General features: G+C 34.4%; 10 protein-coding genes. 7 read left to right on the top strand and 3 right to left on the bottom strand.

The features are described from left to right. Window positions 1-4 precede the first annotated feature (4 nt). Complete coding sequence (locus FGF67_RS02860) at window positions 5-1516, bottom strand: sulfatase-like hydrolase/transferase (protein WP_139694960.1); 1512 nt, start codon at window positions 1514-1516, stop codon at window positions 5-7. A 437-nt stretch (window positions 1517-1953) separates the two neighbouring features. On the opposite strand from FGF67_RS02860, the gene FGF67_RS02855 reads away from it, so the two are divergent. From FGF67_RS02855 to FGF67_RS02825, 7 genes are all read left to right on the top strand, one after another. Continuing rightward, window positions 1954-3636 (top strand): sulfatase family protein, encoded by a 1683-nt coding sequence (locus tag FGF67_RS02855; protein WP_139694959.1) that lies wholly within the window; start codon window positions 1954-1956, stop codon window positions 3634-3636. Window positions 3637-3662: 26 nt separating this feature from the next. Next, entirely contained in the window at window positions 3663-5876 is a 2214-nt protein-coding gene (locus tag FGF67_RS02850) for a glycoside hydrolase family 3 C-terminal domain-containing protein (RefSeq protein ID WP_139694958.1), read from the top strand. A gap of 124 nt (window positions 5877-6000) precedes the next feature. Further along, window positions 6001-7563, top strand: coding sequence for an alpha-L-fucosidase (locus tag FGF67_RS02845; protein WP_139694957.1), 1563 nt, complete (start codon window positions 6001-6003; stop codon window positions 7561-7563). Between the two features lie 197 nt (window positions 7564-7760). Continuing rightward, window positions 7761-10298 (top strand): T9SS type A sorting domain-containing protein, encoded by a 2538-nt coding sequence (locus FGF67_RS02840; RefSeq protein WP_139694956.1) that lies wholly within the window; start codon window positions 7761-7763, stop codon window positions 10296-10298. Next, window positions 10295-11005: a fibronectin type III domain-containing protein gene (locus FGF67_RS02835; RefSeq protein ID WP_139694955.1), complete on the top strand. Its 711-nt coding sequence runs from the start codon at window positions 10295-10297 to the stop codon at window positions 11003-11005. Before FGF67_RS02840 ends, FGF67_RS02835 begins: the two co-directional genes overlap by 4 nt. 116 nt (window positions 11006-11121) lie before the next feature. After that, window positions 11122-12411 (top strand): family 43 glycosylhydrolase, encoded by a 1290-nt coding sequence (locus FGF67_RS02830; protein WP_158293164.1) that lies wholly within the window; start codon window positions 11122-11124, stop codon window positions 12409-12411. Window positions 12412-12449: 38 nt separating this feature from the next. Continuing rightward, on the top strand, window positions 12450-13496 hold the full coding sequence (locus FGF67_RS02825) for a lactonase family protein (RefSeq protein WP_139694953.1): 1047 nt from the start codon (window positions 12450-12452) through the stop codon (window positions 13494-13496). Between the two features lie 3 nt (window positions 13497-13499). Here FGF67_RS02825 and FGF67_RS02820 read toward each other — a convergent pair whose 3' ends face one another. Further along, on the bottom strand, window positions 13500-14552 hold the full coding sequence (locus FGF67_RS02820; protein WP_139694952.1) for an SMP-30/gluconolactonase/LRE family protein: 1053 nt from the start codon (window positions 14550-14552) through the stop codon (window positions 13500-13502). 14 nt (window positions 14553-14566) lie between these two features. After that, on the bottom strand, window positions 14567-15727 hold the full coding sequence (locus FGF67_RS02815; RefSeq protein WP_139694951.1) for a mandelate racemase/muconate lactonizing enzyme family protein: 1161 nt from the start codon (window positions 15725-15727) through the stop codon (window positions 14567-14569). Window positions 15728-15734 lie beyond the last annotated feature (7 nt).

Raw genomic sequence — 15734 nt, 5'->3', positions numbered from 1 at the left:
ATGTTTACAGTAAATTAAACTGAGATGAAAGGTCTAAAGGATCGTCCATTTCCTTTTGAAGTTTTAATAAATCTTTCAATAGAGCATTTATACGTTCTTTCTGTTCTGGATTTTCGGAAAGATCATGCATTTCCTCAGGATCATTTTTTAAATCGAATAGCAGTATTTTATTGGCTTCAGGATAAACCAGTAATTTATAACCATTTTTTCTAATCATACGTTGCACATCCAAATAAGCACCATAAATGGCATTATAATGACTTTTGCTTCTCTTCTTTGTAGCTAAATCTAAAAAGCTATTAAACTCAACATACTTCGGTTTTTCTGCCCCCGCAATTTCCAAAGAAGTAGCCATGATATCTTGTAAATATACATCGGCATGAACTTTTTGGTTTTTTGGAATATTAGGACCTAGAATAATCATTGGTGGCCTTATACTATGATCAAATAAATTCTGTTTACCTAATAAGCCGTGCCTTCCCATTGCCAACCCATGATCTGCTGTTAAGAATATGTAGGTGTTGTCTATTTTTCCTGATTTTTTCAAAGCTTCCAATATTAAACCTATTTGGGTGTCTAAATGTGAGATGCTAGCATAATATTCTTGTTTGTGTACTTTTATAGCATATTCAGTTCTAGGGAATGGCGCTAAGGCTTCATCTCTTAAATCATCACCATTGGCAATGTCATGCCTATAAGGATACTCCGGTAAATAGCTTTTAGGAACCGAAATATTTTTTAGTGGATACATATCTACGAATTCTTTAGGAGCCTGTCTTGGGTCATGAGGCGCGTTAAATGCAAGGTACATAAAGAAAGGCTTGTCTTTTGTTTTTGCTTGATTAATAAAACCAATGGCGTCATCTTTTAATACTTCACTCCAATGTTTGCCGCCTTCCCAAAAGCCGCCTTTTGAGGTGTCTGTTGGTGACCAAGAAATATCATTTACACCCTGCGGTCTGTTATAGCCATTTGGCATAATTTTTTCTGGATTTGCATTTGGTATTTTTGAAATAGAATCAAACTTTTTAACCATGGTTTCATGATCCCACGCATCACCAGGCATACCAGGTCTTACATGGGTTACATGCTGATACATTTTATTGGCGGGAGCATCTACATGCCATTTTCCTGTCATGTAAGTATCATAGCCCACGTTTTCTAAAAGTTTACCCCATGATTTGTTAATAGAGTCATTTTTTATCCAATTTTTTCTAAATGCATTTGCTCTCCAAACAAAACGTCCTGAATTGAGCATTGCTCTAGAAGCTGCACAAACCGCTCCACTCCATGAACCCATATTATAGGCATGGGTAAAGGTGGTGCCCTCTGCAACCAGTTTATCTAAAGTCGGGGTAATTATTTCATTATTACCTAATGCATGAATGGAGGAGTAGGTTTGATCATCTGTGAAAATGAAAACAATATTGGGTTTATTAGGAGTTTTGTTTTCTTTGTTTTTTGACTGACAAGCATATAATGTTAGTATAATAAAAAGTAAATAGTATTTAGTCATTCTTTTTTCTGTTATTATAGTTAAGATCTGTTTTTAGTTTATAAAAATCATAATTATTAAACATATGCCGTATGACATATGTTTAAATTAACACCACAAATATTTAGCTAATGTAATAAAAGATAATTTTGTTTCAATAGCTAACCACTAAACTATAAACATAGCTTTAAATTTTGCGAAATAGAGGCTGTTTGTGTTAAGTATGATTCAAAGTAGTTTAAAGCAAAATTAGAGTTGATACTTTTATGTTTTAGAATGATGTATTTATTATTATGTAGCTTCAATTATTAAAATTTAAAAAGGTTTATTTTATATTTTATTTTAAAATCAGGCTAAAACTTACTTGATTTGAACAATACATGTGTGTTTAAAACCATATCTTGTCCTTATAGCTTATGAGTTTTTCCGATATTTATAGTTTCTAAATTAAATTATTTATGACCCACAAATTATTATATTTCGCAGCTGTTTTTTTTACAGGTTTATCAATGTTATCCTGTGCTCAAAATGCTCAAAAACAATCAAAGCAGCCTAATGTTATTTTTATCATGTCTGATGACCATACCACGCAGGCATTTGGTATTTATGGAAGTCGTTTAGCAGGACTGAATCCAACGCCAACTTTAGATCAAATAGCGAAAGAAGGCTTGATTTTTGACAATTGTTTTGTAACGAATTCTATTTGTACTCCAAGTAGAGCTTCTATTATATCTGGTCAATATAGTCAGGCTAATGGCGTATTAGACCTAGAGGGTGAAGTAGAAACGAATAGACAATATTTACCTATGGAGATGAAAAAATTGGGATACCAAACTGCTCTTGTAGGGAAATGGCATTTAACACATCAACCTAATTTTGATTATTATAATATATTTTCACAACACCATCAGCAGGGTTCATATTTTGATCCAATTTTGACAGAAAGTGGAGTACCATACAAACCATTTGCAGAACTCCCTGGTTATGAAGGAAAACAATACAAAGGGCATAGTTCAGACGTTATTACTGATATTACATTGGAGTGGTTAAAAAACAAAAGAGATAAAGACAAGCCCTTCTTCCTAGTACATCAATTTAAAGCACCACATGACGACTTTGAATATGCCCCGCGATACAAAGAGTATTTAGAAGATACGTTTATTCCTGAACCAGCCAGTTTGTATTATAATGCGAATAATGGTTCTGTGGCCACCAGAGGAAAAAACGATTCTTTAATTCATGATATTGGTTCCTCTGTGTCAAAACGTAATACTATTCGTCATATGGGTATGCGTCTTTGGAGTGATAATTATATTAAGCACAATAATCCAGATTTTGATATTACGCAAGCAGATCATTTAGAAGGAAATGCTTATACTAGTAAGACTTATCAGGAATATTTAAAGCGTTACTTAAGATGTGTAAAAGGTGTAGATGACAACGTTGCTAGATTAGTGAAGTATTTAAAGGAGGAAGGGTTATATGACAACACTATTATTGTTTATACTGGCGATCAGGGTTTTATGTTAGGAGAACATGATTATATAGATAAACGATGGATGTATGATGAATCTATGCGTATGCCATTTTTTGTAAGATATCCAAAATCCATTAAAGCAGGAACTAGAACCGATGCCATTATAAATAATACAGATTTTGCACCTACTTTAATTGAATTAGCAGGAGGAACCGCACCAGAACAAATGCAGGGGCACAGTTTTAAACATATTTTGCAAACGGGTGAAGAGCCAGAAGGTTGGCAACAATCAACCTACTATAGGTATTGGATGCACATGGCACATGCTCATGCCAATCCAGCTCACTTTGGAATTAGAACCAAGGAGTATAAATTAATTTTTTACTATGGAAGATATTGGGTAGATACAGATGATCCGAACGCTGAGTGGAATAAGAAAAGTTGGGGTAATAGGTTTACCATGCACACGCCAGTGGCTTGGGAGTTTTATGATTTAAAGAATGATCCTCAAGAAATGAATAATGCCTATGATAATCCTAAATATAAATCTGTCATAGCAAATTTGAAAGAGCAGTTAAAGGCAAAGCGATTAGAATTAAATGAAGAAGATGGCGAGAAGTTTCCGCATATTCAAAAAGTTATTGATGCACATTGGAATGATTGATTTTATAGCGTAAGTAAAAGATGAAAATGAACAACAGAATTAGAGTTTTAGGTATAGTCATAGTATCCATTTTAGTTTTTTTTAATTGTAAAAAAAACCAAAAGGCTAAAGAGACACTGTCACCTCAAAAGGAAATTGCATATAAATTTCCATGGGAAAACACGAAGCTTTCTAAAGAAGAGCGCGTTGATCTTTTGGTAAAAGAGATGACCTTAGAAGAAAAGTGCTCTCAAATGTTAGATGTTTGCCCTCCAATAGAACGTTTGGGTATGCCTGAATACAATTGGTGGAATGAGGCATTGCATGGGGTGGCTCGCAATGGTAGAGCTACAGTTTTTCCACAAGCCATAGCTATGGGGGCTACTTTTGACGAGGACTTGATTTTAAAAGTGGGAAATGCTATTTCCAATGAAGCACGAGCAAAGTATAATGAAGCCATAAAAATAAATAACAGAAGCCGATATGCAGGACTAACCTTTTGGTCGCCTAATGTTAATATTTTTAGAGATCCACGTTGGGGTAGAGGGCAAGAAACCTATGGAGAAGACCCTTTTCTTACGTCTAGAATAGGAGTGGCTTTTGTAAAAGGCTTGCAAGGTGATAACCCTAATTATATTAAAGCTGCAGCCTGTGCTAAACATTATGCCGTGCATAGTGGCCCAGAGGAGTTTAGGCATGAGTTTGATGCTGTAGTTACTAAAAAAGATTTGTTTGAAACCTATTTACCTGCTTTTGAGGCGCTGGTAAAAGAAGCCGACGTAGAAGGGGTTATGGGGGCGTATAATAGAACCTTAGGGGTGCCTTGTTGTGGTAGTCCGTATTTATTACAAGATATACTACGCAAAGAATGGGGGTTTAAAGGGTATATAGTTTCAGATTGTGGTGCTATTAATGATTTTCATGCATTTCATAAAGTAACAAAAACGCGCGAAGAATCGGCAGCTTTAGCATTAAAAAGCGGCACAAATATTAATTGTGGTAATGTGTATACGGTTTTAAAAAATGCTATAAATAAAGGCTTTATAACTGAAGATTTACTTGATGAAAGATTAAAGGAAAACCTAATGACAAGATTCAAGCTGGGCTTGTTTGACCCTGTAGGGCTAAATCCATTTGATAGTATTACAGCAGATGTTGTTGATTCTGACGACCATAGAAAAATTGCACGTGAGGTGGCACAAAAATCTATCGTTTTATTAAAAAACAAGAACCAAGTTTTACCTCTTAAAAAAGATACGCGTACTTTATATGTTGTTGGTCCTAATGCGTCAAATGAAGAAGTATTATTAGGCAATTATTATGGTTTAACAAGTAGTACTCAAACCATTCTTGATGGTATAGTGAGTAAAGTTAGCCCTGGTACTAGTATAAATTATAAAGCAGGTATTTTACCATTTAGAGAGAATGTTAACCCAATTGATTGGTCTACAGGTGAAGCCGGAAAGTCTGATGTTTGTATCGCTGTAATGGGGATTTCTGCGTTATTAGAGGGAGAAGAAGGAGAAGCTATTGCATCAAGTGAAAAAGGGGATAGAACGGATATTAAATTACCTCAAAATCAAATTAATTATATTAAGAAGATTAGAAAACAGACAGATAAACCTATTGTACTGGTTTTAACAGGGGGAAGCCCTATTGCTATTCCTGAGCTGTATGATATAGTAGATGCCGTGTTATTTGTCTGGTATCCTGGTGAAGAAGGTGGTAATGCTGTAGCCGATGTGTTATTCGGAGATGTATCTCCGTCTGGAAAATTACCAATAACGTTTCCTAAATCTGTTGATCAATTACCGCCGTATGAAGATTATAATATGAAAGGCAGAACGTATAAATACATGAAAGAAGAACCTCAGTTTCCTTTTGGTTTTGGTTTAACATATACCACTTTTGTATATGATAACCTTACTATTGATACCGATTATAATGTTAGTGTTGAAGTAACCAATACGGGGACTGTTGATGCTGAAGAAGTTGTTCAATTATATATTAGTTCGCCTTTTGGGGGTATAAAAGATCCTTTATACGATTTAAAATCGTTTAAACGCGTGTTTTTAAAATCAGGAGAGAAAAAGTTAGTTACCATTCCATTAACAGAAACTGCGTTTCATCAATTTGATGAAAATGGAAAAAAGGTGTTAAGAAAGGGAGAACATATCATTTTTGTGAGTGGTGCTTTGCCTTCAAAGTTAAGTGAAAAGCTTGGAGGGGCTAAACCTGTTAAAATGAGTATTAATTTTTAGTCATCATATATGAAATAATTTTTTATATATAAAAATATTGTCGTTCTTTTGTAAATATATTAATGTAATAAAAGGTGCTGATTTTTTTGGATTGGCTCAAAAAATATAATTAAACTAAAGAAGAATGAGATATTTAACACAGTTTATACTAGCAACTTGCTTAATTGCAATTTCATGTAAGGAGGTTAAACACGAACAGGCTCAAGGTGAAAAAGAACCTAAATATACCAAAGATTGGGAATCTTTAAAACAACATGAAACACCGGAGTGGTTTTTAGATGCTAAATTTGGTATTTATTGTCATTGGGGGCCATATTCTGTGCCAGAATATGAAAATGAATGGTATGCACACTGGATGTATGTGAATGCCGATAACCCAGAAGCTAAAAATGGCAAACCCACAAAGTTTTATGAGCATCATGTAAAAACGTATGGACCTCTTAATGAATTTGGTTACAAGGATTTTATTCCCATGTTTAAGGCTGAAAAATTTAATGCCGCCGAATGGGCCGATCTGTTTCAAAAGGCAGGAGCCAAATTTGCTGGACCCGTTTCAGAACACGCCGATGGTTTTGCTATGTGGGACAGTGATTTAACAGAGTGGGATGTCAAAGATATGGGGCCAAAACGCGATATTATGGGTGAACTTTCAAAAGAAATTCGTAAACGTGATATGAAGTTTATTGCAACATATCACCGTCACTGGTTGTTTGGCTGGTATCCAACTTGGGATGAAACAACAGATGCTTCCAATCCTAAATATGCTGGTTTATACGGGCCTAAATTAAAAAAAGGGGATAACCAAATGCCATTACATCCACATGAAATTGATGCAGGAGTTAAACGTTATTACCCTTTAGCAGATAAGGCATTTAACGATGAATGGTTAAATAGACTTAAGGAAATTGTTGATAAATATGACCCAGATTTAGTTTGGTTTGATAACAAAATGGACGTGATTAGTGAAGAACACCGAAAGGAGTTTTTGGCCTACTATTACAATCATGCTGAAAAACAAGGTAAAGATGTGGTGTCAACATATAAGTTCTATGACTTTGCTAAAGGTTCGGCGGTGTTAGATTTAGAACGTGCAAGAATGAGTGAAAAACAAGACTTTCCTTGGTTAACAGATGATTCTATCGATTGGAAATCTTGGTCGCATATAAGTAACCCAAGGTATAAATCTACCAATAGACTCATAGATTTTTTAGTTGATGTAGTAAGTAAAAATGGGGCAGTATTATTAAATATTACACCTAGAGCAGATGGTACGATACCAGAACCTGTTAAAGAGCGCTTATTAGAAATGGGGGCATGGTTAAAAGTAAATGGAGAGGCTATTTATGGTACCAGAACCTTTAAAATATATGGAGAAGGAGATGCTCAAGTTATTGAAGGTCATTTAAGCGAAGAAAAAAATGCAGATAACACCGCTAAAGATATTCGTTTTACCACCAAAGAAGATGTGCTTTATGCCATAGTGTTAGATTGGCCACAAGGTCAAGAATTAACAATTCGTAGCCTAAAAGCAGGTAACAACTTGTATGATTATGAGATTGATTCAATAGAAATGCTAGGGGTAGAAGGCAAGTTGAATTTTAAAACAGATGCTGAAGGTTTAAAAATTGAATTACCACAAAAAGCTGGTGATTATGCATTTTCATTTAAAATTATACCAAAAAAATAGTTTGTAATCAATTAAAGAAGTGACATCTGGTGATATTAGGTATTACTTTTTTAATTGTAACAATATGATATAAATAGGTAAGTCTTTGAGATTTTTTTTACTTATTACAGCAGAACATTCGTAATCCTATTTTAATCATTTAATGCTTCTTTTGTTTCAATTTAACAATAAATTTGACGGAAATTAAGTTAGAATATATGAGATTTGTTTTAAAGCACCCATTGCTTCTTTTTACTCTTTTACTTGGTTCTATTAGTTTAGAGTTAATGGCGCAAAATACGTCGGTTCAAATTGATAATCGATGTGAGCGCTATATTGGTAATGAATCTGAGCTAGATCGAACAAAGTATTTTTCAATTCATGACGCCTCAAATGATACAGAGGCTGTAAAGTTTAGAAATGATTATAATGTTACTGGAGGACGTCAATTTTGGGGACCGCATGCCAGAGCAAAACAAGTTACAGGGGAGGTTGGTGCATATCCTTCAGCTAAATCAGGCGATGATAATTTACGTGAGGTAAAAAAAGGGTATGTAAGTACACAGCATCCAAGGGATGCTTTTATTGATGGACTTGATGTTAATGCAGCTGCTGATTGGGCAGTAGAATATTTTAAGAATGACATTAATAATGGAGATGCACAAGAATTTTTTGAATTGATGAACGAACCTTTTGTGCACGCAAAGGATTTTTATTCAGGATGGAGTGTTAGTGAAAATAATAGAATAAAAAAACAAATGGCTGAGTTTTATGGTGCTGTAGGGAAGCGTATTCATGAAACACCTGCATTGGCCAATATGAAGGTAATTGGCTATTCTTCGGCTTGGCCATCTATGGAACTTAATGATTTTGGCCACTGGAAAGAAAATATGATGATGTTTATGGATGTCGCTGGAGATAACATGTATGGTTTTTCAACCCATTTATATGACGGTATTAATGTTACGGGGCAGGATACTAAGCGATCTGGTAGTAATTCTGAAGCTATTTTAGATTTAATAGAAACTTACAGTTTTGCAAAATGGGGAATTGTTAAGCCGCATGCCATTACTGAATATGGAGCAATAGAGAAAGGGTATGGTGATGATTATAGCGAAATTGCTAGTGCGCAAACTATGACGTCCATTAATCACATTTTGCTAAGTCTATTGGACAGGCAAGACAGAATAACCTGCTCAATTCCTTTTATAACAGGGAAAGCGACTTGGCACATTACAGAAGCAAATAATTATCAGCCCTATACGCCTGTGTTATGGATTCCCAAAAATATAGGTCAACCTATTGATAGTAATACAGAGTGGGAATACAGTCCTAGAATTTTGTTCTATGAACTTTGGAAAGATGTAAAAGGAAAACGTATTTTTATTAAAAGCGATAATCCTGATGTGCAAACTCATGCCTTTGTTGATGGTAATAAAATGTTTATTGCCTTAAGTAATCTTGATGATAATACGCAATTGGTAAACCTAACCATGATGTCAAGTGTTTCTAATTTTGTAGATGTTAAAATAAAATCTTTGAAAGTGTACAAAGACCAATTACCAGAATTAGACACAAAAATTCATACGACAGCTCCAAGTTCTCTGAGTTTAATAAAAGATGAAACTGTAATTTTAGAATATTCGTTTAGCTCAGATATAAAGTTTAATAATGCAATCAGAACCAAAAACTATTATACAACAAAACATTTGCAAGCCATTACAGCAAATACACCAATCGCTTTTAATTTCAATGGGGTAACCAGCGGAATTGGTTTTGCTACTTTAAGGTTAGGTATTGGAAGAAAACATAATGTGAGTAAAAGGCCTGTTATAAAAGTAAATGATAAAGTTGTTGAAGTTCCTGGTAATTGGAAAGGCTATGACCAAACTGACCGAGATGACTTTTTTGGCATGATAGAAGTTCCTTTTTCTTCAAGCCTTTTGAAAGAAAATAATATTGTTTCAGTTGAATTTCCGGATAATGGAGGTAGTGTGAGCTCTTTAATCCTTTCTGTAGAAACCTATGATAAAGTTCCTTCGGGTGGAGCGGTTGCCATGTTAAAAACTACCAGTGTTTCATGTAAGGGAAAATCCAACGGAACGATTAGTGCAATTTCAATTGTCAGTGGAACTTATAATATAAAAATTACAGGAGATGGAGTTAACATTTTGCAAACCTTTACAGATAATTTTACTTTAGAGAATCTGAAGGCAGGTACCTACACCGTTACTATTACCTCGCCCACAGATGTCTCATTATCTATGAGTGCAAAGCTCATCATAAATGAACCAGAATCACTATCTGTATTTTCAAAGGTAAATCATTCAAAGAAGCTTGTAACTCTAAATCTTAAAGGTAGTGATATTTATCGGATAGAGGTAAATGATTCTATTTTGGTAACAGATAAAAGTAGCATCATCTTAAATTTGCAATCAGATTACAATACAGTTAGGGTAAGTACTGATAAAGATTGTCAAGGTGTGTATAATGAAACTATTATTTTTTCAAACGCTAAAGTGCTTGTATTTCCAACAATAGTTGAAGAAATATTGACTATAGCACTTTTAAACATACCAAAAGAACCAATTGCTTATAAGGTTGTTTCAATGACAGGTGAGTTGGTTTTAGATAGAATAATTGATTTAAAAGAACAAATGTTGAATGTTAATTTAAATGGTTTGTCAAGTGGTGTTTATTTTTTACATATAACTAATTCTAATATTAACATTAAGACAAAAATTATAAAGAAATGATTGTCAATATTACCCAAGCTAAGAATATAATTGTACTTTTTTTAGTATTAGTTTTATTAGGCTGTAGTGGTGGAAGCGATGAAGAAGAAGCACCAGTTAAAAGGAATCCTGAAGCCACCAACTTAATTTCACCATTAAAGGATGCCGAGTGTAATCAGGGGAATATAATATCTGAAACTGAAAGTAATGTGACTTTTGAATGGAACAGCGCAGCACATACTGATGAATATACATTGGTTATAAAAAATTTAAAAGATGGTAGTGAACACACTGTAAATACTACAGAAACTAAAAAAACCGAAAGATTGCTTCGTGGAACGCCATATTCTTGGTATATAGTTTCAAAATCAAAAGCGGTCTCTGAAACGGCTAAAAGTGATCTATGGAAATTCTATAATGCAGGGCTAGGTATTGAACAATATGCTCCATTTCCTGCAGAACTTATAAGTCCAGAAATGGGTGGTTTAATAGGGAGCATAGTTTCGTTTAGTTGGAATGGTAATGATATAGACAATGATATTGTATCATACGATTTTTATTTGTCAACAGCCAACCCTCCAACTACTTTACATACTACTACAGAAACTACATCTATTATTGATGTGACATTAAATTCAGATACAAATTATTATTGGAAAGTTGTGAGTAAAGATGCCGCTGGAAATAACTCTGAATCACAAATATTTGAGTTTAAAACTGGAAGTTAGTATATAAAGCGGATGGTTTTAATATTTTAAATTAGCATAATGTTCCATTTTTTATGAATTCAATGTTTCAAAAGAGGTTTTTAAAGTTTTGTTGCTATTTGTTGTTAACAAGTTCTATGCTATCTGCACAGAACCCCCTAGTTACTCATATTTATACTGCAGATCCAACAGCAAGGGTTTTTGATGGTAAGTTATATATCTACCCATCGCATGATGCTATTCCAAAAAATGAGGAAGATGCGCCAAGGTTTTATATGCCAGATTATCATATGTTTTCTCTAGAAAACGGTAGTACGTGGAAAGATTATGGTGTTATACTAGATCAAAATGAGGTACCATGGGGTAAGAAGAATGCCAACGGTATGTGGGCACCAGATTGTATAAAAAATGGAGACTTATACTACTATTATTTTCCTGCACCTCCTAAAGATGAATCTAGTTTTAGAAGAATTGGTGTTGGTGTTTCAAAAAGTCCAATAGGTCCTTTTGTTTGGGAGAAGAATTATATTCAAGGGATTGAAGGTATAGATCCAGGATTATTATTAGATGATGATGGGAAAACCTATTTGTTCTACGCTAGTGAAAAGAGACTAAAGGGGGTTAAACTAAAGGCAAATATGAAGGAAATTGATAGTGAACCTATTCAAATTCAAGGCATACCTAAGGGATATGTTGAAGGCCCTTTTCCTTTCAAACATCATGGAGTTTATTACCTAACATTTGCGCATGTGTTTCCTAATGAGGGGTATACTATTGGATATGCTACTAGTAAAACACCTCTCGGACCATATATTTATTGTGGAAAAATAATGGATAATATTGATAATGGAACCAATCATCATTCGGTAGTTAAATACAATGATAGATGGATTTTGTTTTATCACTGGTGGGATATTAGCGGTTTTAATAAGTTGCGATCCATGCGTGCTGATTATTTAGAGTTTAAAAAAGATGGTTCCATAAAAAAAGTAGAGCCTACTATGCGTGGAATTGGGCATCCAAAAATTGGAGATACCATTCAAATTGATAGGTATAACGAAATTTACAACGCAAAAACTACATTTGTTGGGGGAAATGAACCAAAAGGATGGATGGTTTGTGATACTAAAATGATGAGCCATGTAAAATTTAATGGTGTAGATTTTGAAAAAGGGCAAGCAAAACTCATAAAAGCTCGTGTGGCTAGTGGGCAAAGAAAAGGAGCTTTTGAAATTAGGTTAAATAATTCTAAGGGAAAACTCATCGCTACGTTCCCTGTTCAATATACAGGTGGTTGGAATAGTTGGCAAACTATAGAAACAAATTTATTAGAACAGGTAAAAGGAGTTCAAGACATTGTGGTTGTATTTGTGTCAGAATGGGGAGCTACTAAAATTGTAAATTTAAATTGGTTGTTACTCAAATAAGCTAGAAATTTTGGTTGTCGTTTTTATAAGAATATGTTATGACTGTTTTTTATGTAGGAAGTTATACCGAAATGATTACAGATACTTTTGGAGGCAAAGGTTCAGGGATTTATACCGTTAGTTTAGATGACACCACAGGCAAATTAAGATGTTTATATGCTACAGAGTCTTTAAACCCTGCCTATTTAGCATTAAGTGAAGATAAAAGATATTTATACACCATCACTGAGGTTGAGTCGAAAAAAGAGCCTAAGGTTAAAGCCTTTAAAATTTATCCAGATTTTTCATTGAGCCTAATAAATGAGGTTAGTATTCCAGGGAGCTTACCTTGCCATATAGCTTGCCAGGGCAAACATATTTTTATAGCATGTTATGGTACAGGTAACATGCTTCATTATAACACCACTAATGAAGGCGCGTTACTTGAGTGTAATCAAAATTTTAAACATTCTGGTTCAAGCATTAACAAAGTGAGACAGGAAGGGCCTCATGCACATCAAGTGGTGATACATCCTAATAACACTACTTTATTTGTTCCAGACTTAGGAATAGATCAGGTTAAAGCGTATCAGTTTGAGCAAAATGTTTTGAGATTGAATCATTCACAAGATATTCAAATTCCTGCGGGCTTTGGTCCAAGACATTTAGTTTTTAATCGTAATGGTGATTTAGGGTATGTATTCAATGAACTAACGGCAGAAATTTCAATTATTAAGCAAAATGAATATCAAATTTTCCGTGTTATTGATAATGTAAAAACGCTTCCTGATTCTTTTCAAGCCATTCCAAGTGCATCGGCCATACGATTGCATCCTAACGGACAGTTTTTATATGTTGCCAATAGGACTCTAAATGCCTTGACTATTTTTAAAATAAAAGATAGTCATTTGGAATTATTAGGCTACCAATATGGAGAAGGAACCACGTTGCGTGAATTTAATATTTCGCCTAACGGAAAATGGTTAATAGCTTGCTTTCAAGATTCTGATGACACTATTGTTTATAAAATAAAGGAAGACGGCTTACTTCATCAAGTTTTTAAAACCAAATTATTAGTGTCTCCTGTTTGCGTGGCTTTTTTATGAAGCCTAATTTAAATTAACGGCAAGAATATAACTGCTAGCTGTTAAAAACAAACGTTTTTCATCTGTTGATAATGTGCAATTTGATGTTTTTAAACCTGTACAAATTTTGGCAATAACATCACCTTGATTGGTGAATAACCAAACACCTTCAGGGCCCGTTGCAAATATATAATCTTCAGAGGTTATGGTTAACCCATCAGGAAGCCCTATATGTACGCCTTTTTCTTTTACAATTTCCGTGGCATCATAAAATAGTTGTTTATTCTCAATACGCGCTGGAGCCTTTATATCATAGCTGTACCAAACAGCATGAGATGCATCAGATACAGCAACATACAGTTTAGTTTCGTCTTGAGATAATGCAATACCATTCGGTTTTGATAGCTTATCAAGTAATATTAAGTCACCATTAGTTAGTAAGCAATAAACACCGTTAAAGTCTAGTTCTCTTTCAGGATCTTCTTCCATAAGCGGCAAACCGTAGCAAGGATCTGTAAAATATAAATTGCCATTAGAATCAAAAACGCCATCGTTCGGACTGTTAAGTCTCTTTTCTTGAAAATTATTAACTAAGGTTACATAGGTTGGTTCTGGTTGGTTTAAAGGGGCGTTCATCATAGCAATACGCCTGTCGCCTTGCTGCATCAAAACGAGTTGTTTGTTGTGGTTTAGTAACAATCCGTTTGAACCTGGTTCTTTTTCACTTACTTGTTCACTGGTATACCCAGAAGGTTTTAAATAGGTGAGTGTGTCATTTATTGAGTTAAGTTTGTAAATTTTATTTCGAGGAATGTCTGAAAACAATAAACTATTTTCATTATCTATCCAAAGAGGACCCTCTGTCCATGAAAAACCACTAGCTAGTATTTCAATTTTAGAATTCGGATTAAGAAGTTTAAGCGCTCTTTGGTCTAGTATTTCAATAGAAAAATTGGCTTTAACATCATCATGATTTGAGGTGTTTCCAGTTTCTATTGAAGCATATTTTGTTGAATTTTTACAGGAAATCAAGCATATGCTTAAGAAGAAAAATGTAATAAGTTGTACGTATCTCATTTCAATTCCAGATTTTACCAATTGGTTAATGACTGATCATTTCTATAAAGCCTAGGAATTTCAACAGGTTTAAAAACTTGAGTTTTAATGAAGGCCTCGTCAAGATCAACCCCTAAACCAGGTTCCGTTGGAATGGGGTATCTAGGACCTTCTCTTTTAGGCTGTTTAGGGTAATACTTCGGATCATTGGTCAAGGTGTGTGCGCCTGTATTCACTTCTTCAAGCCAGCTAAAGTTGGGTGATGCTGCCGCAACATGTATCGTGGCTGCTGTACAGATAGGCCCTAATGGATTATGTGGCATTAAATCAATATAGTGTGCTTCGGCCATAGCGGCTACTTTCATGGCTTCTGTAATACCGCCTACATTACAAACATCAATTCTAGCATATTGTGTAATATTTTTTTCAATAAAAGGCATAAATTGCCATTTACTTGAAAATTCTTCGCCAATTGCAAATGGTACATCAATCAATTTTCTTAACTCTTGATAGGCTTCTGGATTTTCATCTCTTATAGGTTCTTCAATAAAATCTAAGGTTCCAACGGGTAATCGCTTTATAAACGAATAGGTTTCGGGAATGCTTAAGCGCGTATGATAATCAATTCCAATGGTTACTTTGGTGCCTACTTCTTCACGTAATTTAATGAGCCAATCTGAAATAATAGAAATAGATTCTCTAGGATTGAAAATGTGCTCTTTTCCTTTTATACGCTCAAATTCGGCAGGAGCTAATCTTAACATATCCCAGCCTTCTGCAACAAAATTTTTAGATAGTGTTAATAATTCGTCCAGAGTTGAAAACCTTACGGAAGCAAAGCAATCAACATAATCACGTTGTTTACCACCTAAAAGTTCATAGACTGGTACACCAAGCGCTTTTCCTTTTATGTCATGTAAAGCAATATCAATGGCAGAGATAGCTGCTGTTAATACGCGTCCGCCTTCAAAATATTGACCTCTGTATAAATCTTGCCAAATAGCACCTATATGCCTAGCATCTTTACCTATTAAGAGGGGTTTATAATGCTTAATAGCTCCCATAACAGCATATTCCCGGCCAGATAAACCAGAGGCGCCCCAACCATAAATACCTGATTGGGTTTCTACTTTTACAACAAGTTGGCTTCCTGTGCCAACATTAATTGGGTATGCTATAATATTTGTGATTTTCATGTTTACT

Source organism: Allotamlana fucoidanivorans, assembly GCF_006265225.1.
GTDB classification, from domain to species: domain Bacteria; phylum Bacteroidota; class Bacteroidia; order Flavobacteriales; family Flavobacteriaceae; genus Allotamlana; species Allotamlana fucoidanivorans.
Note: the sequence above shows the minus strand (reverse complement) of the source record. Positions and strands in the feature narration are given on the sequence as shown.